The organism is Paenibacillus sp. RS8 (assembly GCF_041956825.1).
Classification (GTDB): domain Bacteria; phylum Bacillota; class Bacilli; order Paenibacillales; family Paenibacillaceae; genus Paenibacillus_AQ.
This window is the reverse complement of record NZ_CP168131.1, coordinates 1,553,827-1,576,655: the sequence shown is the minus strand read 5'-3', so window position 1 is coordinate 1,576,655 and position 22,829 is coordinate 1,553,827. Positions and strand designations below refer to the sequence as shown.

General features: G+C 46.0%; 20 protein-coding genes, 3 rRNA genes and 1 riboswitch. Of the genes, 2 read left to right on the top strand and 21 right to left on the bottom strand.

Translation table 11 applies throughout. The features are described from left to right. Window positions 1–76: 76 nt before the first annotated feature. From veg to ACDZ28_RS08275, 7 genes are all read right to left on the bottom strand, one after another. The gene (gene veg / locus ACDZ28_RS08305) at window positions 77–352 is read right to left on the bottom strand and encodes a biofilm formation stimulator Veg (RefSeq protein WP_019914493.1); all 276 of its coding nucleotides are present in this window, start codon (window positions 350–352) and stop codon (window positions 77–79) included. Between the two features lie 394 nt (window positions 353–746). Then, a complete protein-coding gene (yabG, locus tag ACDZ28_RS08300; protein ID WP_076121194.1) occupies window positions 747–1,649 on the bottom strand; it encodes a sporulation peptidase YabG in 903 nt (300 codons plus the stop codon). Window positions 1,650–1,720: 71 nt separating this feature from the next. Next, on the bottom strand, window positions 1,721–2,605 hold the full coding sequence (rsmA, locus tag ACDZ28_RS08295; protein WP_042123104.1) for a 16S rRNA (adenine(1518)-N(6)/adenine(1519)-N(6))-dimethyltransferase RsmA: 885 nt from the start codon (window positions 2,603–2,605) through the stop codon (window positions 1,721–1,723). Then, the gene (gene rnmV, locus ACDZ28_RS08290) at window positions 2,602–3,153 is read right to left on the bottom strand and encodes a ribonuclease M5 (protein WP_042123102.1); all 552 of its coding nucleotides are present in this window, start codon (window positions 3,151–3,153) and stop codon (window positions 2,602–2,604) included. Before rnmV ends, rsmA begins: the two co-directional genes overlap by 4 nt. Before the next feature lie 177 nt (window positions 3,154–3,330). Continuing rightward, window positions 3,331–4,494, bottom strand: coding sequence for a ubiquitin-like domain-containing protein (locus ACDZ28_RS08285; protein ID WP_375104431.1), 1,164 nt, complete (start codon window positions 4,492–4,494; stop codon window positions 3,331–3,333). Between the two features lie 281 nt (window positions 4,495–4,775). After that, window positions 4,776–5,005: riboswitch (cyclic di-AMP (ydaO/yuaA leader) on the bottom strand. Between the two features lie 197 nt (window positions 5,006–5,202). Then, window positions 5,203–5,973, bottom strand: a complete 771-nt coding sequence (locus ACDZ28_RS08280) for a TatD family hydrolase (RefSeq protein WP_042123099.1) — start codon at window positions 5,971–5,973, stop codon at window positions 5,203–5,205. Between the two features lie 149 nt (window positions 5,974–6,122). Next, window positions 6,123–7,406 carry an HD domain-containing protein gene (locus tag ACDZ28_RS08275; RefSeq protein WP_375104430.1) on the bottom strand — a complete coding sequence of 428 codons (1,284 nt, stop codon included), beginning with the start codon at window positions 7,404–7,406 and terminating at the stop codon, window positions 6,123–6,125. A gap of 304 nt (window positions 7,407–7,710) precedes the next feature. On the opposite strand from ACDZ28_RS08275, the gene ACDZ28_RS08270 reads away from it, so the two are divergent. Further along, a complete protein-coding gene (locus tag ACDZ28_RS08270; protein WP_042123095.1) occupies window positions 7,711–7,965 on the top strand; it encodes an AbrB/MazE/SpoVT family DNA-binding domain-containing protein in 255 nt (84 codons plus the stop codon). A 243-nt stretch (window positions 7,966–8,208) separates the two neighbouring features. On the opposite strand, the gene rsmI is transcribed toward ACDZ28_RS08270, so the two are convergent. From rsmI to ACDZ28_RS08220, 10 genes are all read right to left on the bottom strand, one after another. Further along, complete coding sequence (rsmI, locus tag ACDZ28_RS08265; RefSeq protein WP_042123093.1) at window positions 8,209–9,120, bottom strand: 16S rRNA (cytidine(1402)-2'-O)-methyltransferase; 912 nt, start codon at window positions 9,118–9,120, stop codon at window positions 8,209–8,211. Beyond that, complete coding sequence (locus ACDZ28_RS08260; protein ID WP_042123091.1) at window positions 9,117–9,890, bottom strand: tRNA1(Val) (adenine(37)-N6)-methyltransferase; 774 nt, start codon at window positions 9,888–9,890, stop codon at window positions 9,117–9,119. The genes rsmI and ACDZ28_RS08260 overlap by 4 nt, the downstream gene beginning before the upstream one ends. A gap of 177 nt (window positions 9,891–10,067) precedes the next feature. After that, window positions 10,068–10,433 (bottom strand): DNA replication initiation control protein YabA, encoded by a 366-nt coding sequence (yabA, locus tag ACDZ28_RS08255; protein ID WP_042123089.1) that lies wholly within the window; start codon window positions 10,431–10,433, stop codon window positions 10,068–10,070. Between the two features lie 31 nt (window positions 10,434–10,464). Beyond that, on the bottom strand, window positions 10,465–11,265 hold the full coding sequence (locus ACDZ28_RS08250) for a stage 0 sporulation family protein (RefSeq protein WP_042123087.1): 801 nt from the start codon (window positions 11,263–11,265) through the stop codon (window positions 10,465–10,467). Between the two features lie 139 nt (window positions 11,266–11,404). Beyond that, window positions 11,405–12,379, bottom strand: coding sequence for a DNA polymerase III subunit delta' (gene holB / locus ACDZ28_RS08245; RefSeq protein ID WP_042123085.1), 975 nt, complete (start codon window positions 12,377–12,379; stop codon window positions 11,405–11,407). Window positions 12,380–12,396: 17 nt separating this feature from the next. Next, window positions 12,397–12,840 (bottom strand): YaaR family protein, encoded by a 444-nt coding sequence (locus ACDZ28_RS08240; RefSeq protein ID WP_042123083.1) that lies wholly within the window; start codon window positions 12,838–12,840, stop codon window positions 12,397–12,399. Between the two features lie 49 nt (window positions 12,841–12,889). Beyond that, window positions 12,890–13,219 (bottom strand): cyclic-di-AMP receptor, encoded by a 330-nt coding sequence (locus ACDZ28_RS08235; RefSeq protein ID WP_042123080.1) that lies wholly within the window; start codon window positions 13,217–13,219, stop codon window positions 12,890–12,892. A gap of 123 nt (window positions 13,220–13,342) precedes the next feature. Further along, entirely contained in the window at window positions 13,343–13,984 is a 642-nt protein-coding gene (tmk, locus tag ACDZ28_RS08230; protein WP_042123078.1) for a dTMP kinase, read from the bottom strand. Beyond that, window positions 13,985–15,526, bottom strand: coding sequence for an aminotransferase class I/II-fold pyridoxal phosphate-dependent enzyme (locus ACDZ28_RS08225; protein WP_375104429.1), 1,542 nt, complete (start codon window positions 15,524–15,526; stop codon window positions 13,985–13,987). A 209-nt stretch (window positions 15,527–15,735) separates the two neighbouring features. Continuing rightward, a complete protein-coding gene (locus tag ACDZ28_RS08220; RefSeq protein ID WP_042123074.1) occupies window positions 15,736–15,921 on the bottom strand; it encodes a sigma factor G inhibitor Gin in 186 nt (61 codons plus the stop codon). 208 nt (window positions 15,922–16,129) lie between these two features. Here ACDZ28_RS08220 and ACDZ28_RS08215 point away from each other — a divergent pair, with 208 nt between their 5' ends. After that, window positions 16,130–16,654 (top strand): hypothetical protein, encoded by a 525-nt coding sequence (locus tag ACDZ28_RS08215; protein ID WP_042123072.1) that lies wholly within the window; start codon window positions 16,130–16,132, stop codon window positions 16,652–16,654. Window positions 16,655–16,729: 75 nt separating this feature from the next. Here the strand turns inward: ACDZ28_RS08215 and ACDZ28_RS08210 are convergent, their stop codons facing one another. The 4 genes from ACDZ28_RS08210 to ACDZ28_RS08195 form a co-directional block, all read right to left on the bottom strand. After that, window positions 16,730–17,143 (bottom strand): hypothetical protein, encoded by a 414-nt coding sequence (locus ACDZ28_RS08210; protein ID WP_042123070.1) that lies wholly within the window; start codon window positions 17,141–17,143, stop codon window positions 16,730–16,732. 255 nt (window positions 17,144–17,398) lie between these two features. Beyond that, window positions 17,399–17,515: ribosomal RNA gene (gene rrf, locus ACDZ28_RS08205) — 5S ribosomal RNA — on the bottom strand. 129 nt (window positions 17,516–17,644) lie between these two features. After that, window positions 17,645–20,573, bottom strand: a 23S ribosomal RNA gene (locus ACDZ28_RS08200). 232 nt (window positions 20,574–20,805) lie between these two features. Beyond that, a 16S ribosomal RNA gene (locus tag ACDZ28_RS08195) occupies window positions 20,806–22,363 on the bottom strand. The 16S, 23S and 5S rRNA genes sit together here, the layout of an rRNA operon. Between the last annotated feature and the right edge of the window lie 466 nt (window positions 22,364–22,829).

Genomic DNA, 22,829 nt, shown 5'->3' with positions numbered 1-22,829 from the left:
CGGCCGTCCTTTATCAAGGACAACCGGTTCTCGTAGAAATAAAAAACAGCCTCCAAAGGAAGCTGCCTGTGAGACATTAAGCTTTAATATACATAATCCGCATCTGCCCATCGTCTTCACAAACTGTGATTTCCACAGATTCAGTAAGGATATCGGCATAGCTATAGGAGACTCGCTTGAATGTTTGCTGCTCCTGATCCAGTTTGACAATAAATACAGAAGGGTACGTTTCTTCCAGGACACCGGTGCGTTCAACGGTTTTACGACGACCTCCGTTTGCACGCAACGTGATCTTATGACCGACGTGAGCTTCGAGACTGCGTTTAATTTCCAACAGCGCGTTATTAGCCATTGCCTGACGACCACCTCTTTTCTTGTCCATTATACAACTTTCTCAGGCGTTTGTCAAAGCAAATAAATAATTATAGATGATGAATATTTGGTTGTCAACGGAATTTTTTTGTGGGCAATCAGAGGCGAACTAATATCCTTGTTATCTGTAATGCGATTGCTACTAAGCAACAAAACATATCCTTGTAGTTCTTTAAAGATAGCAGCTATTTCACGTAATAAATCCCCCAAAGTGGGGGGCTTCGATCCGTGCCCAGGTACTATGCGGGTGCCCCAATATATATGCTCTGAACATAAAAAAAGGGTCAAGCATATCGCTCACCCTCTCTTCACATTATTCTATTCGGCCACTCCAAATTACCTATTAGCCTTAGAAAATAGACCTACCCTGTCGATTAAATCGCAGAAGGTGTCACTTTTAGTGCCGACAGGTTCTGCAGACGCGGCATCCCAATACGGAAGCTGCCACGGGTCTCAATACCGCCGATTCCCTGATTACCACTAATGGTGTTGTTCAAAACATCACTCAGATTCACCGTATCCCTAATGGGCGTGAACGACGATTTTGCCGCTACGTATACTGGGTCTAAGGCATGGATCAATATCCGTCCAGGGGAACTGGCAAAGTTCGCCCCTGCCCCCAGCAGCGCTTCAAAATGTGACTGGCAAGCACCTGCAACAATCGTCAACGCATCAAAATTTCGCTCATAATCCCTAGCTACCCTAATAGCAGCTACGAAGTTTTGCGAATTTTTATAGCTGCTCAGACTGTGAAGATCGTAAGTATGCTGTTGCTTCAGCACCCCGTCATGACCGGTAATCACCACAATATCTGGACGCACGCGGGGCAGCAGCCGGTATAAAGTGTCAGCCATTGCGGACTCATGAACATGATGACCTTCAGCAGGGATCCGCAATTGCTCATATAAGCTCAGACTCTTATTCAAGTACGCCGGATCGCCATCCAGATGTAGTACTTTCCCCGGCACTTCAAAATAAGCAGCTTCCTTGGGCGATGGAGCCCATGCCCCCTCTGATAGAGCGCTCCCGCTCCGCTGACTTTGCTCCTGTCGGTCTTTCCGCAGCTGTGTCAGTGATTCATTCGCTTTAATCTGTGCTTGTTGTCCTCGTTCCGTAATTCGGGTAGGAGGCACTTGAACCAAGTCATTCAGAGGAGAATCCGCCAACAGACGGAAATCTGTGCCTTTAATGACGGCTCTGTCCTGCACAATATGATCTACACGAAAAGTCAAATCACCGCCATATGATTTACGAACGACCAAGTCTCCTAAATTCATTACAACCACCACCTCTACCCCATCGTATGGGCAAAGGCCTCAGTTGGTTCATAACTAGCCGTGTTTTTAGCTTATACGATTCCAGCAGCCAACAGAACACCGCTCAATCGGGCGTATTCTTCTAAACTTAACGTTTCTCCGCGACGGGTTGGTTCAATACCAGCTTCTGCAAGTAAAGCCTCCAGACGTTCACGTCCCTCTTCAGGGAAGTAACGAGCCTTGAGATTGTTAGCAATCGTTTTGCGACGCTGTGTGAAAGAAGCTTGAACGACCTCAAAGAAATGCTTCTCACTCTCAACTTCTACCGGTGGGCGCTCTCTTACCTTTAGACGGATTACAGCTGACTCCACATTAGGCTGAGGAATGAATACTGTACGCGGCACAATGCAGACGAGCTCAGGCTCGCTGTAATACTGCACGGCAATGCTAAGGCTTCCGTATTCCTTCCCTCCCGGAGAAGCAGCCATACGCTCCGCAACCTCTTTCTGAATCATTACAACGATGTTATCAAGCGGAAGCTTCTCTTCGAGCAGTTTCATCAGGATCGGTGTAGTCACATAATACGGCAAATTGGCAACTACGCTTACCTTGTTCACGGATGAAAAGTCTTCCTTGAACAGCTCCTGCAGGTTTACATTCAGAACATCATCATTACGAACCTTAACATGCGGGTAAGGGGAAAGTACGTCCCTTAAAATAGGGATCAACCTACGGTCGATCTCCACAGCGGTTACCGCACCGGCTGTTAGCGCCAAACGCTCCGTAAGTGCTCCAATCCCAGGACCGATCTCTAGAGCCCCTGAGTCGCTATCTAGCCCAGCAGCGTCTACAATCTTGTCCAATATATTTTGATCAATCAAAAAATTCTGTCCTAAGCTCTTCTTGAACTTAAATCCATAACGTTGAATAATCTCTTTTGTCCGTTTTGGAGTTGAAATTTCCTCTCTACCACTCATGAAGTAATGCCCCCCTGATCAATTTGGGCGAGAGCTCCGGCAAATTCCTCCCGCGTAATTCCAAACATCGCCAGCCGCTTGTACAGCTGCTTGCCATTACAATATCCGATTCCAAGCAAATTACCAAGTGCCATACGTCTTTCAGCTGCCCGAGGGTGTACAAGCATTCCAGCGGCCATTAGATCGTCAATTCCAATTATTGCAGGTGCTCCTTCAAAAGAGGTATGTACGTTTCGTAGCGCATGACGAATCGCCTCTGGAGAGGCGTTCTCCACACCGATATCTCCCTTACGGGTTGCGTCCTTCTCCGGAATGAAAGCATGCTTGCAGCCCGGCACCTTTGCGGACACAATCTTACGAATTCGTTCACCCGCGTGATCCGGATCTGTAAGAATAATCACCCCTCTACGCTCCATAGCAAGCGCGATCTTCGCAATTACGGTCCGGTCTACCGCCGAGCCCCCTGTTTCGATCGTATCTGCTTCTACAGCGCGTTTAACAGCGACGGTATCACTCTTACCTTCAACGACAATTAATTCCTTAATCATATCTATTGACTCCTTCCAAAAAAAGCAAAAAAGAAGAGGTTTCGCTCCTCTTCTTTTGGTTAAAGAATTTATAAGTGATGAGCGGTTGCTCTGCGATCAACGAAATGATCATCTGGCGTTCCTTAACGGTTATCATCACTATAGCTTATCAAAGAATAATTTGCAAAAGCTTCCGAACTAATTTAACTCCGGCTTCACAGGTCCAATCACATAAACGGTACGTGATTTACGACCGAAATTACGCACATGGCTCAGTGAATCGTAATAGACATCTACTTTATTGCCTTTAATGGCACCGCCAGTATCTTCAGCTCGGCGGAATCCAAGCCCCTCAATATATACCCACCAGCCAATAGGGATTACATTCGGGTCTACTGCAATTGTACGACCTTCCGTTACGCGTGTTCCGGAGGCAGTTTTGGTACCTATACCTGGCTCTTCTGATGAATAAGCTGTCATGGAGACGTTCTTAATCATCTTCTTGTACTCAAAGTCTACGCCAGCCTTGCTTGTGACGTTATTAGTCTTGGCGCTAACCTTAGCCGTTTTGGAAGTAGTGTTTGATTTGGAAGTTGTTGTAGTCTTAGCTACAGCCGGCTTAGGAAGTGGTTTGGTACCAACGGCAATAACTTTATCTTTCGTTACCGTTTGTACTTCCTTACCAATCATGCGCATAGAGGCCAGTTCTCCGTCTTGGTAGATCTTTTCAATATGCTGAATCATGACGCCTGGTTTGCCTGCCTGTGCCACTCTAACTGTTCCCACAGTAAGGGAGGGGTCTGCTGTCTTGATGACTCTGAAGGGTAAGTTAGTTGTCCGCTGTACAGTCTGTTTGTTGATGCGAACAATCTTAATCCCCATGTTGGCAGAAATGGCGGTGTCTAACGAAGGGAAAATCTTATCATGACCTTCTAGGGTGATGCCCATTTTGTCAATTGCTTTACCGATTGTATCCTCGGTTGTATATAACGTTTTTGTTGCTCCGTCCGCAGTAAGGCTAATTTTCTGCGCACGATTGATAACGACACGGTCACCGTCTTTTATTTCATCACTCAGACCTAAAGATAGTTCATCATGCGGCTGCAGCGAAATTTGCTCTTTCTCCAGCACATCACCAAGAAGCGCTTCTCGCGTTTCAAGCGTCTGTGTCTGCCCGTCTATTACTAAAAATAATTGTTTGTTACTTTGACCGTGTACGTACAGCAGAATAAGTAGCGCGATAGCGACTGAAATCACGCCTGCAAGTAAAAGTACGCGAGTATTTACTTGCTCCCACCGTAGTGCGAAAGACCTGCTGGATGACTGCGAATCATGGGATACTTCTGGTTGGAATACGCCCATTCTCTCCATCCTCCTTACATAGCCCCGTCGTCAATTGTATATCATGAGGACTGAATTCCTTTGACGAAACTATTTGAGATTGTCACAGGACACGCACTTAATAACTTAGCGTCTCCTGCTCATGGATCGCCTGCTCGGCACAGCTACTCCCACCCCTGTTATATAACAGTATGTGGGCAACATTCTATTTATTCAAAAATAAAAAAGCCTAAAAAGAGTTCAATTGAGGACTCTTTCGTGGCTTCTCCAAATTCAGAATAGAGAATGCTTGTGCACGAGGTTGCCTCTCTTACTTGCGCTTACGGGGTTAGCTGTCGGGTTCGGACGAAAGAGAGACGCCCTATTTCAGGTCACCCGCTCATGGCGGTTGCCCTTAAATTCACCCCAAAGACCACGTGAAGAAATCAAATACTGTCCTGTGGCACGTCGAAGCCGTATTCAAAATACAGGCATGCGACAGGTCAATATTGGTTCCCCCGTTCTCCATACGGAGACTCAGCGAGACGATCCATGAATCAGTGGCTGTCACTATAACACAGCTCACATCACTGAAAAGATGATATCCTGTTTTGATGCATGTTGTAAAGGACGATTCAACCACGTTTAAGCAAAAATTTGGTTAAAATATTGTAATATTCAGCCGTTTTTATATTAAAAAAGTTTAATATATCGGCCATTCTCTATTTTTCGCCTATTTTACTCCCGTTTTCACTCAATCCCAAATCGTTCCAGTGCGTTCGCATACGTTATTTTAGCCAATTCTTCCCATGTTAGCCCTTTAATTTCAGCTGCCGCCTCTGCTACCAACTTCACATGAGCACTCTCATTTCGCTTCCCGCGGAAGGGATGAGGAGTCAAATATGGGGCATCCGTTTCGATCAATAATCGGTCTAACGGGGTCTGCGCAAGCACTTCTTTTGGCACTCGTGCATTTTTGAACGTAATGGGTCCTCCAAACGATAAATGAAAACCAAGATTCAAGCACATTTTTGCTGTTTCCCAGCTTCCTGAGAATGAGTGCATTACGCCTCCAACCTCATTTGCCTTTTCTTCCCGCAAAATCCGTACAACATCTTCATGGGCATCACGGTCATGAATACAAATCGGCATCTTTAGTTCACGGGCTAGTCCGATTTGCTTGCGAAAAACCTCATGTTGCACATCCTTGGGAGAGGTATCCCAGTAATAATCCAGTCCAATTTCCCCAATAGCCACCACTTTTTTATGACTGCACAGAGAAGCGATCCAATCGAGATCTCCTTCTTTCATATCTATCGCATCCTGTGGATGCCAGCCCACTGCAGCATAAATATAATCATAAGATTCTGCCAGCTTCATCGTAGAGGGAATCGTCTCCCGATTAAATCCGATATTAATCATCTTACTAACGCCAGCCTCTACAGCACGAGCGATAACTTCTTCGCGATCCTCGTCGAATTGAGGTGCATCCAGATGCGTATGTGTGTCAAACAGAAACATTTTTGCCGTCACTCCTTGTTGTTTTTTAACATAAGACAGTGTGAATTTCACGCCATCTATTGTATCGTCTATTTCTACGAGAAGCAGTTATTGATTTCAAAAGACGAAAACATCGTTTCTTCTTGTCAAAAATCCCATATTTTCTTGTATTATTTTGCAAAAATCTCTGCTATTGAAGATGGCAATCGTGTAAGCGCTTGTCTCAACTTATCTTGAGGAAAATACAAATGATACCTGCCACGATGAATGCCGCTAATAGAGCGTACAATATCCGACACCTCTGAAATTTCCCTCAGCTGATCATGTCGATCAAGCAGCAAGATTTGCTTATTGTCAAAGGCTTCTCCCGGACGGAACACATCATAGGGTAAATCTGTCGGAAAATCAATCTCCAAGTCATATTCCGGGTGAAGTCCCGCTGCCGCAAAACTGCTGCGAATGTCAGTAATCATATCTGTATCAAGATTCTCCATCTCAACATATTTATACAGTTTACGATGAATAAAACGGGTACACAAGTCGCTTAATAGCTCATCTTTTTCAAGCGTCCACTGCATAAAAGCCGTCTGTACCAGCGCCTCATCTAACATTAAATATTGCTTCACTGTCACCTCTCCACGGAACAAATCCTCCAGCGGATTAATCATAAAACTAAAATGGTACCCCTCTTGGAAAAGCTCCTTAGCTCTACGGAAAATTTGTCGCAAAATAATCTCAGAGCTGCGTGTCACCGGATGAAAATATACTTGCCAGTACATTTGATAACGCGACATTAAATAATCCTCAATCGCATGCATTCCCGATTCTTTTACCACAACCCGACCATTATAAGGACGCAGCATTCTCAAAATCCGATCAATATCGATCGTTCCATAGTTTACACCTGTATAGTACGCATCACGCAACAAATAATCCATGCGATCAGCATCTAGCGGACTGGAAACCAGATTAACAACGATTTCATGCTCATAAGTTTTGGAGATCACTGAAGCTACTTTACGAGGAAAATCCTCCTCCACATCACGCAAGATTTCAGTTATTTCTGTGTCCTCCAGAATAATACGACAAGTCCAATCCTCATGGTTCATTTCAAAAGCTTCTTCTATAGAATGAGAAAATGGACCATGCCCCAGATCATGAAGCAAAGCCGCACACAAGGTTAGCAGACTTTCTTCAGGAATCCAATCCTTATACCCGCTTCGTTCAAATTGCGAAATGATTCTACGTGTAATTTCGTATACCCCAAGGGAATGAGAAAACCGACTATGCTCTGCACCATGAAAAGTCAGATACGAGGTACCCAGCTGGCGGATTCGGCGTAGACGCTGAAACTCCTTTGTATTTATTAGTCGCCAAATAATAGTATCCTGCACGTGGATATAGTTGTGAACCGGATCTTTGAAAACCTTTTCTTCTGTAAGCGGCTGCTTCATGAGATCAACTCCTTTTTTAAATTTAATATGATTTTAACCAATTTAAGTATATAATAAGTAATTATGTCGTACTTTGTCGAATGATGACGATTTTAGTCTTGGTAAATCGACAAAGTTTATTTTTACACTTTTTTTAGAATTCGTGATTATGATAGGCAATTCAAAGTTTTTGTGAAAAAGTTCTTAATTAGCATATGAAAAAAGGTTGACTGTTTTGGGAATCGTTGGTATTATGAATATCATAAAACAGTGAACAATGTCGAATAATGGCGTTTTTGGGACATTGAGAGGAGTAACGATTGTTATGATGAAATCAACAGGAATTGTAAGAAAAGTAGACGAACTTGGTCGGGTAGTTATTCCCATTGAATTGCGCCGTACTCTTGGTATTGGTGAAAAAGACGCACTTGAAATTTACGTTGATGGTGAGCGCATTATGCTTAAGAAATATGAGCCTGCCTGCATTTTCTGCGGCAACGCTGAGAACGTAACTTACTTTAAAGGAAAAATAGTTTGTCATGAATGCATTTCTACTATTCCTACCCCTGTGACAAACTAAAATAAATAGTATATAATAGAACTAATCAAATTGTTAATTCTAACCTTTTCATATCTCCTTGACCTCCCGTGACCGCGGGAGGTATTTTTTTTCTGCTTTTACTTCAGTTTCCCGCCTCAAAAGGGTGTCTAAAAGGACTTATTCCCCTCTTTGTACAAAGTACATTAACCTACATGTAAATCTCTTAAGCACAATTAAACTTTGTATTCTTAGCCTCTCAGCATAAGAACCGGTCTATAACACTTACTGCTCAGCTTTATCAAGAAGCGCGTTATAAATATCCCGCTTTGCAACACCACGATCAGAAGCTGCTTTTTTCATAGCTTCTTTACGTGGTAAATCTGCCGCTTCGTAATGTGCAACATGCTCCTCAATACTTAACTGGCGCCACCAAGCCGATTCTGCCAATTCGGCATCTTCCTTACTCTCACCTTCAACAACGATTACATACTCGCCAAGCGGTGGATGTTCAGCAAGCCAATCCGCACATTCCTCAATCGTCCCACGTAAAAACTCTTCATATCTCTTCGTCAATTCACGAGCCAGTACAATTCGTCGATTGCCGAATGCTTCTTGGAGATGAGCCAGCGTCTTCACCACTCGATGTGGAGACTCATAGAAAAGTATGGTCCCTTGTGCCGAACGAAGAGGACTTAATACCGCACGGATATCTTTACGTTCACGTGGTAAGAAACCGATAAAAGTGAACGTAGTCGTAGGCAAACCAGAAGCAATTAAAGCTGACAAAGCTGCGTTAGCTCCAGGTATAGGAATCACTGGTATACCGTGACTTATGGCAAGGGCTACAAGGTCTGCACCAGGATCAGAAATGGCTGGTAATCCGGCATCGCTGACGAGAGCCAAATTTTTTCCTTCTATTATATAGCGGATAAGTTCAGGTCCACTGGCAGCCTTATTATGCTCATGGTAACTGAACAGCATAGAAGGTGTAATTTCAAAATGGCTTAACAATTTTCGAGTTTGTCTTGTATCCTCAGCAGCTATAATATCGCATTCCTGCAATGTGCGAACAGCGCGATAGGTCATATCCTCTAAATTACCGATGGGTGTTGCCACCAAAAAGAGTGAACCTGTTGATTCCTGCTTATGTGTATTGTTATTGTTTTGGAAACTGCTTTGGCATGATATCGTCATGATTTACCCTCTTTAGCACCGTAGTAGATGTCCATAATTTCTGGACAGTATTGATTGTCCTCATTATATACAATGAGTGGTGGCTGTAAACGAACCTCTGGTTTGCCGTCACGCATCGCTTCAATTAATACCATGTTGGCTTCCAGATGCGCACGTGGATGTACAAAGCGAATAATCTTAGGCTCTAGCCTATATTTTCTCATAAGACTAATAATATCCACCAACCGTTGTGGCTTGTGAACCATACTTACCTTTCCTCCGGTCCGAACTAGTCGCACACAGGCTTGAATGACCTCCTCCAGTGTACACCCTATTTCGTGACGAGCCATAGCTTGATGCGTGTTCAGCTTTAGGTCACTACCGTTAAGCGGCATATAAGGAGGATTAACAGTTATCGCATCATATACGCCATGCCCTGCTACTTTATATAACTCACGTAAATCACCTTCATGGATCACAACCTGATCCTGAAGTCCATTCAAAGCCACACTACGCCGAGCCATATCCGCTAAACGGGGCTGAATTTCAATCCCTTCTATAGAAGCTTTTGTTCGGGTTGTCATCAGAATAGGTATTACACCGTTTCCAGTACAAAGATCCAGGACTCTCCCGCGTGGCGGGACGCTGGCGAAACGGGCAAGAAGTACAGCATCCATAGAAAAGCTAAATACTTCATCGCTTTGAATAATTCGTAAATCATGCGTTAGTAAATCATCCACCCGCTCCGTTGGTAACAAAGGAACAGGTATATCGTTATAAGAATTAGTCATGTAATAATCTCCTAAAAGTTTTGTTGAGCTAAGCTTCATTGAATATATCACTGAGATAAAACTTGCTTGGGAAGCATATGCTTTGTTTTGTTGAGTCAAGCTCCATTGAATTCGTTAACCTCATTTAGCCTAAATTCAAAAAAAACCGTAGGATCAATCTCCTACGGCTGGATATCCTCATTTATTAAGAAAAGAAAGACAGAACAGACAATCACCTTCCGTGCGTAAATGTCCAAAATAAACATTACAGATGTGAAAGCCTTCATGGTAAAGCCGGGCCAAGTTGTCATAACCTTCCCCGACAACCTCTTCTGTTCCCTCTCCGGCAGCTAAAAGAGCTTCCGCCTCCGCAGAATCTACGGTAGGATCCAAAGGTGCATCCCGCTTTAAAATTTTGCGAAGCTGTTCATTCTCCAGAGTTAACCTCTGATTAGCTTCCATCAGCTCTTTTACCGTCTGTTTCCATTCTCCAAGATTGGCGCGCATCGTTTCCATCTGTGCTTCCATATCCTGCATGTGTGCAAATATATTTTTCTTCTCCAAGTTTCCACCCCGAAAGTAACCTTATAATGGTTTACTTGACGACAACATCATCCATTGGAAGTTCCTTAACTTTGCCCACTTCAAACAACTGTACATGAACCGTACGGCTTCCGGCATTAAGTCCTACTACTTTGCCATCACCCAATGAGGTCACGACAATCTTGCCGACCGCTGGCATTTCTTCCTTTACACTCTCATAATTGTCATGCTCAAACTTCAAACAACACATCAGACGTCCACAAAGTCCTGAAATCTTCGTCGGATTAAGTGATAGGTTCTGATCCTTGGCCATTTTTATGGATACGGGTTCAAAATCCCCTAACCAAGATGAACAACAAAGCACTCGTCCACAAGGTCCAAGTCCACCAAGCATTTTGGCCTCATCACGCACCCCAATTTGCCGTAGCTCAATGCGGGTCCGGAAGATACTTGCTAGATCTTTAACCAATTCTCTAAAGTCGACCCGTCCTTCGGCCGTAAAGTAAAATATAATCTTATTACGGTCAAAAGTAAACTCTACATCGACGAGCTTCATTTTGAGACCATGGTCGCGTATTTTATTTAAACAGGTGGTAAACGCCTCTTTAGCGGCCCCTTTGTTCTCTTCAACCACGCGTGCGTCGGTTTCTCCGGCAATACGCATCACTTTTTTGAGGGGCAACACTACGTCGGATTCTTCCACCTCTTTTTTGCCTACGACAACTTTACCGTATTCAACCCCACGTGCTGTCTCCACAATAACATATTGATCCCGTTCAATCGGAAAATCAAGTGGATCGAAATAATATATTTTACCCGCTTTTTTAAAACGGACACCTACTACGCTGTACAAAAATTAACCCCCTTGTTTGCCGGTAAAAGGAACCTATGGGCATGTCCGCTCCCTGATGATTCATGCTTGTCCTTCCTCGTCGGTTAAAACGATACTTCCAGGTAAAGCGACATCCGGAGGATATATCATAACTAATCCTTTAACTTTCCAGTCGGATTAAAAACTGCTCCAGACACAACTGGGCATTGGCATTGGATCGCAGCTTCTTAGTACTCTCTGCGGCAAATCCCATATAAGCCACCCATTGTTCCGCACTCCGCTCACGGGCATGCCTGGAAATAAAGTCTAACTGATCTATGAAAACGATACTCTCATGCTTACGGTACAGGAAGTAGAGCATATCTTTAAACCACAGATGGAACATGCTGAAGAAGATATCCAAATGTTCAGCGAGCCCGGTCTTGAACAGCTTCTGCCCAGCAGTTGCTACCGCGGAGCTGCCCTTGCCTAAGGACTCCTTAGCTAATTGTAACATTACATTTCTCATTTCTGCAAACCAATTCTGTTCCAAAAGTTTCCTGCAACCATCAAGTCCTGAACTAAGTGATACTGCACATCGAGCTAAGGGTATAGGAACGCCCTCACTTGCCAGAGCTTGCAGCATAATATCCGGATTTAACGGACTAAATGGAATCCGCTGAGTCCGCGACTGAATCGTTGGCAATAAGGAACGGCTATTATCAGAAATTAAGATTCCAACGGCCGGAGCCGGTGGCTCCTCCAGAAATTTCAGCAGACTATTGGCAGCTTGTACTGTCATTTTGTCTGCTCCATCTATAATATATACTTTCGGATTCACACCCTCTGACCGATAGGAAAAGACGCGCTGCAGCTCACGGATTTGATCTATTTTAATACTTGCTCCATCTGGCTGCAGCAGTGACAAATCAGGGTGGTTTCCATGCTCTACTTTCCGGCACTCCAGGCATTCCCCACAGGCATCGTCCTTGCTCTGGGTACAAAATATTGCTTGGGCAAACATCAGCGCCGTTTTCATTTGTCCACTGCCTGCCGGTCCTGTAAATAAATAAGCATGACTCACAGCTTCTTTGCGCAAGGCATTTTGGAGAAGCCGCTTAGCGTTCTCCTGGCCTACTATATCATGAAAAGGCATAATTTCCTCCCAAAACTTTAAAAAGAAAGGTTGATTAACAACCCGCGAATTTCTCCAACACGTCCCAACAGATCTATCCGGCCTTGCTCACTATTCAGCAAATCATCTGCCATAGATAGCAAAGCCGAATCAATTTCCTCAAGCAGCTTGTAACGCTTGCCACGGCCACGTCGATCCCAACCGCGTGTTTCTTTCAGAGTAACGCCTCTTCGTGCCGTTTCTTCCAGAAACCTTTTGATCATCATCCGGTAAATGGTAAGTTCACGAATCGTCATAGACTTAGATAAACGATCCCCTTGAGACTGTATTTCTTTGATCTGGCGGTTTAGTTCATCTTTGGTTTTCTGCTCACTTTGCTGCTGAAAAACGTCAGAGAACGTTTTTTGCTGAACGGGTTTGTTAGCCCCTTCTGTATTTGTCATCTCACTCTTTAAGGGCCTATACCCCGGATTGATCTTCAAAGGTTATCTACCGCCCTTTTTGTAAATGACTTGCTAATTTATATTATACTTAATAATGTTCAAAACGATCTACAGGAAGTACGAATACAGTAGCTCCACCGACTTGCACCTCGACAGGAAGCGGCAAATACGAATCCGTTGTACCACTCATCGGTGTTACCGGAGTGACCAACTGCTCACGCACTTTACAGCTGTTACGGATTACGGTCAATACGGATTCAATCTGACCGTCTTCTACCCCGATCATAAATGTCGTATTACCCGCCCGTAAAAAGCCACCAGTACTTGCAAGTTTAGTAGCACGGAAATTGGCTTTGACTAGCTCGCTGGACAACCGGTTACTGTCCTTATCCTGGATAATTGCAATGATCAACTTCATCTTCGCATTCCCTCCCAATACTTTTATGGTGTATTACTACATAGAGTTTCTCGTAGTAACCCTTGCTTGATAAACAAACGCCTAGTTATATGTCACTTCTCTTAGTATATTAGACAAAACACCCTAAAAACCCTTTAATACTCTCTCTTCAAGTGTTCTCACGATATCTTGTTCTACCATATGAATAGGGCGATTAGCATCTAGAACTACTATTCTGTCCGGATTTGCTTCAACTAATAATTGATAGCCTTCGCGAACCTTCTGATGAAAGGAAAGACTCTCCAGATCCAGACGATTTACTTCCCGTTCTTGATTCGCTGCAATCCGTGACAGCCCTATCTCTGGATCTACATCCAGATAAAAGGTTAGATCCGGCATACGGTTTCCAATCGCAAAGCGATTAATACTCCATACTTCTTCAATTCCAAGCCCTCTCGCATGTCCTTGATAAACAAGGCTGCTGTCCACAAAGCGGTCACAGAGCACTGTTAGCCCTTCTCTAAGAGCCGGCTCAACGACTTCGGCGAGATGTTGGCTTCTTGATGCAGCGTATAGTAATGCCTCTGTGCGCGCATCCATTGCTGTATGGGCAGGATCTAGAATAATAGAGCGAATCTTCTCGGCAATTTCAACGCCACCGGGTTCACGTGTTATTCGATAAGGCATGGACCGATTCTGTAAATAGGCTGCTACTCTACCTAATACCGTTGTTTTGCCGGAGCCATCGCCCCCTTCTAATGTAATGAAGAAACCTTCTTTTCCCACTTATGCTTCTCCGCCCTTCTGAATGTTGTATACCTCAATACGCTGTAAGACCGGATCAGCACAAGCCTGAAATTTGGCGCCTCCTTTGGCTAAACCAGCCAGCCTTCTTTGTATCTGATTTGTGATCACTTCACCCGGATATAATATCGGGATCCCCGGCGGATATGGAATAACCATCTCCGCCGCCACTCTCCCCACGCTACATTCAAGATCAATGCTTTCAATCTCACTAGCTAACACTGGCTTCAATGAAAAGGAGACAGGCTCCGAGATTTGTAAAGAATCGAAATTGTTCCACGTGGAAATATTACGAGCGTCTGGTTTGCTAAGCGTATGCGGTGATTCGGGAGGTTGCTCCGAATCTATTTCCCGCAGCGCCAGCAGCAATTGCTCTGCATCTTCAGCCCTTGATCCAAGGCTGAACAGCAGCACTACGTGCCGGTCATCACTCATCTCCGGCACACAGCCCTTAGCCTCGAGCTTGCGCTGCAGCTCGAAGCCGCTCAGGACCCCGGTGGCGTCATAAATGACGACTTTGAAGGGGTCCTGTGTCACGTACGCCGCCATAGAATCAGGCGGCGTATTTGGGTGCAGCAGCTCTGCCGGCTGCACCTGCCCATAGCGCGGCAGCTCCGCGAGCCCGCGCCGTAGGACGTCCACGGCGGCCAGCCCCGCCGTGAAGGCATCCTTGCCCCGGCTGTGCAGCAGCCGCCGGGCAAGATCCAGCGACGCCATCATAGGATATGATGGGCTGGAGCTCTGCACCATGGCGAGCCGCTGCCGGAGCAGGGCGCGGTCAAGCCGCGGCCCTTGAACATGCAGCATAGCGCCCATGGTCATCGCTGTGAGCATCTTGTGCGTGGACTGCACGACACCGTCCGCGCCACAAGCAAGTGCACCGGCCGGCAGCGCCGGGTGCTGCCCGTAATGCGCCCCATGCGCCTCATCCACAAGCAGCGGTACACCGCTGTCGTGACAGATACGCGCGAGGGGCGTAAGGTCACTCCCCATGCCGTAATAATTCGGCATGGTTACAAGTACGGCTGCGGCTTCAGGGTAGGCTGCAAGTGCAGCCTTAACAGCTTCTGCCGCCGGCGCCACTGCTAAGCCGCTAAGAGGGTCAATCAGCGGCTCCAGAAAAACAGCACGCACTCCAGCCAACATCAGCCCATGAATGACTGACTTATGCACATTGCGTTGAAGGATCATAAGCATTCCAGGCTCGGGACAAGCGGTTAGAATAAGAGCCAGATTGCCGGCTGTACTCCCACCCACTAGAAAAAAACTTTCCTCTGCTCCAAAGCAATCTGCTGCCAGCTCTTGCGCTTCCTTGATAACTCCCTCAGGATGATGAAGATCATCCGTTCCGGAAATTTCCGTAACATCATACTTCATTACCTCATCTAAAAAGCCAGCGCCTTCAACGCCATCATATGCCTTTCCATTTTTATGACCTGGCACATGATATGATCTATTACCCATAATTCTATATTGTTCCAGCATTTCGTATATAGGCGCCCTACAACGTTGTAATTTATTCATATTAAATTCCTTCCCATAGGGTTCCTTCTATTTTAACGTAAATATTCATAAACGCCTATGCTTCAGTACAAAAGCAACCCCACGGACAACAAAACGGCTTCTCCCGCCTGAAGAACGAGGAAGCCGTATACTAAATATCACTAATGCAGCCATCGTATCTTTCATCCAGACTGCTCTCTTAACCGCATCATTTAACAGAGTTACTCTACTTAAGCGTTCTTTTGCAATCCGATCTTCTTCATCCGGCCGATAAAAAAACGGTACTTGGCATCCTCAGCCTCGGTACGTATCATCTCAGCCTCACATTCCTCACAAATAAAATGCGAGACAATCACAATACCTTCCTCTTTTACCTGTCCACAAATGATACAAGCTTGCCCGGTTTGCTGTTCCATAACCATCCCACCTTGACTCTTTTAAGAACAGTATGATACACCTTCTATCATTTTAAACCTTTTCATAGTTTTTTCATATCCTTTGTATCGTGCATTATATATATTCCGTTGCCGTTATATCGGTGAATTTCCGCCCCAGTTTAATAAAATACAGCTAATCGCCGATATTAAGAACATACGAATTCACGAGGAGGTTAGACTATTATCTATGGAACCCACTACCAAAGGTGCAGCTACATTCTATCAATATAAACTAATTAAAAAAATCAATCTAACGGCACGCCTGCTGCCTATTTATATTATGCTTCCCCTATTAGTCCTTGTGCTTGAAACCGTATTTCTTTCCTGGTGGAGCATTCTCTACATCGTCATAGCAGCGCCTGTAGCCTTTTGGGTTCAATATGTCATTTCACGCTCGGTTCTTTTAATCTCAGGGCATCCCATTTCAAAAAGGTGGTCTGTCTCATTTAAACTGCCTTGGCTGGGGTTCATGCCTGATCAGCACATTAGTTACCGTATATTCCGAAAAGTACAACTACATAACTTCTATATCGGCCTTTGTATTGCAGCACTCTTTATTTTTTGGTCACCACCAGCATTTACAGTATCTCTGATCACTTGCCACTTATGGCTCTTACTGCCCCGTCTTTATACACTACTAAGATTGAATAAACAGGGTCAGGGAGGCATGCTGAAATTCAATCCAACCGATGTATCCTATTACTCTCAGTAAAGGGCAGTCCCTAATATAACTCATGCCATTTTCATATTAAAAAATAAATCGCCATCCTTAAAGGATGGCGATTGTTTATTTGGTCTTAAGGCCTTTAATAGAGGTCTTCTTTTCTTTAGGAATCATCACTACAAAATAATCATCATGCACTGTTAAATGAACCGTTAACCCATCCTTTAAAAAGACACCTGAAGAATCACTATCATCATCTTCCTCTTCGGTCCAGCCCCAAGCTTTAATAGCCTCCATATAAGGATCCGGAATACCATTCTTCTCCTTTAGGCCAGGTAAAGAATAACGTACATAATCCATAGCAACATTAGTAGTAGTCTGGTCGGGCGAATTGGCCTCATGGGGCACAGGGAAGCTTTTCTCATTCAGTGCACCCTCAAAAGTATCCCACGTAGGTTCTTTGGTCCCGCAACTTGCTAGTATTAAAGTTAAAATACAAGAAATCATTATTAAACTAAATATTTTAAATTGTTTCATGCCTTAAATCCTCCTTACCTCTACAATGCATCTAAAGACACAAGAAAATTCAAAGTTAGAATTTATGAGTAGTTCCTTCGTATTAAAGATTTGCTAACTATTAGCACTTTTCTATTATACTTGTATCCAACGCGGCGTCGGTAACAAAAATGTCATTCCACAGTAACCTATTCTAATACTATTACTAGCCTTAAACAGTCGCATAATAAAAAAATAAAAAAGCCACTGCTGATATTATCAACAATGGCTTAATCTGCTTGGCAACGTCCTACTCTCCCAGGACCCTTCGGTCCAAGTACCATCGGCGCTGGAGGGCTTAACGGTCGTGTTCGGGATGGGTACGCGTGGAACCCCTCCGCTATCGCCACCAAACATGCGTCTGTGAAACAGACGCTGCCGCGTGAAATTTGCTTCATCACCAGAAGTGAGAATAAATTTCTAAGCGTGTTACAGGCTTAATCGCCTGAAAACTGAATCCGAATTGAATTTGCGTTTTAAGTATAGGATAAGCCCTCGACCGATTAGTATTGGTCAGCTCCATGCATTACTGCACTTCCACCTCCAACCTATCTACCTCGTCGTCTTCAAGGGGTCTTACTAATTGGGAAATCTCATCTTGAGGGGGGCTTCACGCTTAGATGCTTTCAGCGCTTATCCCGTCCGTACGTAGCTACCCAGCCATGCTTCTGGCGAAACAACTGGTGCACCAGCGGTACGTCCATCCCGGTCCTCTCGTACTAAGGACAGCTCCTCTCAAATTTCCTGCGCCCACGACAGATAGGGACCGAACTGTCTCACGACGTTCTGAACCCAGCTCGCGTACCGCTTTAATGGGCGAACAGCCCAACCCTTGGGACCTACTTCAGCCCCAGGATGCGATGAGCCGACATCGAGGTGCCAAACCTCCCCGTCGATGTGGACTCTTGGGGGAGATAAGCCTGTTATCCCCAGGGTAGCTTTTATCCGTTGAGCGATGGCCCTTCCATGCGGTACCACCGGATCACTAAGTCCGACTTTCGTCCCTGCTCGACTTGTAGGTCTCGCAGTCAAGCTCCCTTATGCCTTTGCACTCTTCGAATGATTTCCAACCATTCTGAGGGAACCTTGGAACGCCTCCGTTACTCTTTAGGAGGCGACCGCCCCAGTCAAACTGCCCGCCTGACACGGTCCCCGTACCCGATTAGGGCACTAGGTTAGAACCTAGATACGATCAGGGTGGTATCCCAACGGCGCCTCCACCGAAGCTTGCGCTCCGATTTCTACGGCTCCCACCTATCCTGTACAGATCGTACCCAAATTCAATATCAAGCTGCAGTAAAGCTCCATGGGGTCTTTCCGTCTTGTCGCGGGTAACCTGCATCTTCACAGGTATTAAAATTTCACCGGATCTCTCGTTGAGACAGCGCCCAAGTCGTTACGCCATTCGTGCGGGTCAGAATTTACCTGACAAGGAATTTCGCTACCTTAGGACCGTTATAGTTACGGCCGCCGTTTACTGGGGCTTCGGTTCATAGCTTCGGGTTACCCCTAACCACTCCCCTTAACCTTCCAGCACCGGGCAGGCGTCAGCCCGTATACTTCGCCTTGCGGCTTCGCACAGACCTGTGTTTTTGCTAAACAGTCGCTTGGGCCTTTTCACTGCGGCCCCCTCGTGCTATTCACACTACCGGGGCACCCCTTCTCCCGAAGTTACGGGGTCATTTTGCCGAGTTCCTTAACGAGAGTTCTTCCGCGCGCCTTAGAATTCTCTTCTCGCCTACCTGTGTCGGTTTGCGGTACGGGCACCTTCTCCTGGCTAGAGGCTTTTCTTGGCAGTGTGAGATCATGACCTTCGCTACTACAATTTTCGCTCCCCATCACAGCCCAGCCTTAATGATGTGCGGATTTGCCTACACATCAGCCTCACTGCTTAGACGGACATATCCATCAGTCCGCGTCACTACCCTCCTGCGTCACCCCATCGCTCGTAGCGGATTACGGTGGTACAGTAATTTCAAACTGTTGTCCTTCGACTACGCCTTTCGGCCTCGCCTTAGGTCCCGACTTACCCTGAGCGGACGAGCCTTCCTCAGGAAACCTTGGGCTTTCGGCGGATCAGATTCTCACTGATCTTTTCGTTACTCATACCGGCATTCTCACTTGTATGCTGTCCAGCGCTCCTTACGGTACACCTTCAACCCACATACAACGCTCCCCTACCCCAGATACATTCGTATCTAGCCATAGCTTCGGTGGTGTGTTTAGCCCCGTTACATTTTCGGCGCAGAGTCACTCGACCAGTGAGCTATTACGCACTCTTTCAATGGTGGCTGCTTCTAAGCCAACATCCTGGTTGTCTGTGCAACTCCACATCCTTTCCCACTTAACACACACTTGGGGACCTTAGCTGATGGTCTGGGCTGTTTCCCTTTTGACAATGGATCTTAGCACTCACTGTCTGACTCCCGGCAATAAGTATATGGCATTCGGAGTTTGACTGAGCTTGGTAATCCTTGCGGACCCCGCACCCAATCAGTGCTCTACCTCCACTACTCTTATACCGAGGCTAGCCCTAAAGCTATTTCGGGGAGAACCAGCTATCTCCGAGTTCGATTGGAATTTCTCCGCTACCCCCACCTCATCCCCGCACTTTTCAACGTGCGTGGGTTCGGGCCTCCAGTGCGTGTTACCGCACCTTCACCCTGGACAGGGGTAGATCACACGGTTTCGGGTCTACGTCCACATACTCAATCGCCCTATTCAGACTCGCTTTCGCTGCGGCTCCGTCTTCTCGACTTAACCTTGCATGTTAAACGTAACTCGCCGGTTCATTCTACAAAAGGCACGCCATCACCCATGAATAGGGCTCTGACTTTTTGTAAGCACACGGTTTCAGGTTCTATTTCACTCCCCTTCCGGGGTGCTTTTCACCTTTCCCTCACGGTACTGTTTCACTATCGGTCGCCAGGTAGTATTTAGCCTTAGCAGATGGTCCTGCTGGATTCATACGGGGTTTCACGTGCCCCGCACTACTCGGGATCCGTCTCGGAGAGAACACAGTTTAGGCTACAGGGCTTTTACCTCTATCGCGGGCCTTTCCAGACCTCTTCACCTACCATATTCCTTTGTAACTCCATGTGAGACGTCCCACAACCCCTAAGAGCAAGCTCTTAGGTTTAGGCTGTTCCGCGTTCGCTCGCCGCTACTGACGGAATCACTATTGTTTTCTCTTCCTCAGGGTACTTAGATGTTTCAGTTCCCCTGGTCTGCCTCTACATACCCTATGTATTCAGGTATGAGTAACTGCGAATTACCACAGCTGGGTTTCCCCATTCGGACACCCCCGGATCAAAGCTTGCTTACAGCTCCCCGAGGCAGTTTCGTTGTTCGCCACGTCCTTCGTCGGCTCCTGGCGCCTAGGCATCCTCCGTGTGCTCTTATTAGCTTAACCTTGATTTTTCCTAAGAAAAATCTCACTAATAACATTCACTTGTTTACACAAGTTGCTAAAAGATGTTCTAAAACGCAAATTCGTTTCGGTATCCAGTTTTCAAGGATCAAGTCTTACTGAGAGCTTAAACTCTCAAAACTGAGCAACGAGTGAGTAACAGGCCTAAACCTGAGATTGTGGAAGTTTAACTTCCGATTTGAATGTCTTCATTGCAGAAGACGATTCTCCATAGAAAGGAGGTGATCCAGCCGCACCTTCCGATACGGCTACCTTGTTACGACTTCACCCCAATCATCTACCCCACCTTCGGCGGCTGGCTCCCTTGCGGGTTACCCCACCGACTTCGGGTGTTGTAAACTCTCGTGGTGTGACGGGCGGTGTGTACAAGACCCGGGAACGTATTCACCGCGGCATGCTGATCCGCGATTACTAGCAATTCCGACTTCATGCAGGCGAGTTGCAGCCTGCAATCCGAACTGAGACCGGCTTTGATGGGATTGGCTCCACCTCGCGGCTTCGCTTCCCGTTGTACCGGCCATTGTAGTACGTGTGTAGCCCAGGTCATAAGGGGCATGATGATTTGACGTCATCCCCACCTTCCTCCGGTTTGTCACCGGCAGTCACTCTAGAGTGCCCAACATTACTTGCTGGCAACTAAAGTTAAGGGTTGCGCTCGTTGCGGGACTTAACCCAACATCTCACGACACGAGCTGACGACAACCATGCACCACCTGTCTCCTCTGTCCCGAAGGCCGCTGCTATCTCTAGCAGATTCAGAGGGATGTCAAGACCTGGTAAGGTTCTTCGCGTTGCTTCGAATTAAACCACATACTCCACTGCTTGTGCGGGTCCCCGTCAATTCCTTTGAGTTTCAGTCTTGCGACCGTACTCCCCAGGCGGAGTGCTTACTGTGTTAACTTCGGCACCAAGGGTATCGAAACCCCTAACACCTAGCACTCATCGTTTACGGCGTGGACTACCAGGGTATCTAATCCTGTTTGCTCCCCACGCTTTCGCGCCTCAGCGTCAGTTACAGCCCAGAAAGTCGCCTTCGCCACTGGTGTTCCTCCACATATCTACGCATTTCACCGCTACACGTGGAATTCCACTTTCCTCTTCTGTACTCAAGTCACCCAGTTTCCAGTGCGACCTTAGGTTGAGCCCAAGGTTTAAACACCAGACTTAAATGACCGCCTGCGCGCGCTTTACGCCCAATAATTCCGGACAACGCTTGCCCCCTACGTATTACCGCGGCTGCTGGCACGTAGTTAGCCGGGGCTTTCTTCTCAGGTACCGTCACTCCGATAGCAGTTACTCTACCGGACGTTCTTCCCTGGCAACAGAGCTTTACGATCCGAAAACCTTCATCACTCACGCGGCGTTGCTCCGTCAGACTTTCGTCCATTGCGGAAGATTCCCTACTGCTGCCTCCCGTAGGAGTCTGGGCCGTGTCTCAGTCCCAGTGTGGCCGTTCACCCTCTCAGGTCGGCTACGCATCGTCGCCTTGGTGGGCCGTTACCCCACCAACTAGCTAATGCGCCGCAGGCCCATCCCTCAGTGACAGATTGCTCCGTCTTTCATTCTTTCTTCAGGAGAAAAAAGAAATTATCCGGTATTAGCTACCGTTTCCGGTAGTTATCCCAGTCTAAGGGGCAGGTTGCCTACGTGTTACTCACCCGTCCGCCGCTAAGTTATTTTGAAAGCAAGCTTTCAAAATAACTCCGCTCGACTTGCATGTATTAGGCACGCCGCCAGCGTTCGTCCTGAGCCAGGATCAAACTCTCCAATTAGTATTGAAAAGAGCGATATGCTCATTTTGAAACATCTGACGAGAAAATTAATTCTCTAATTTTGGATTTCACTTTCGTGATTTCCTACTCACTCGTTGTTCAGTTTTCAAAGATCAAGTTCTCGTTGGCGCTGTTTAATGTCTCAGCAGCAACTCTTATACTATATCATGTTCGGCTATTTAATGTCAAGCTCTTTTTTTAACTTCTTTTTCGAGCTCGGCATGTGTACTTCTTGGCCGGACTTAGAATATATCATGTATAGAGATTGATTGCAACACTTTTTTTATAAAACTTTTACAGGTACATCATGTATTAAAGAATCCACTCACCCTTCTATTCTGCCGCCTTACATACATTCCTTACTTAGCGGCATAAGAAAGAATGTATACCCTATATATGAAATATGAAAAGGCAATTATATTTTTCTATAAACTACAAAGAAAAACAACTGCAAGGTTATCAGTTG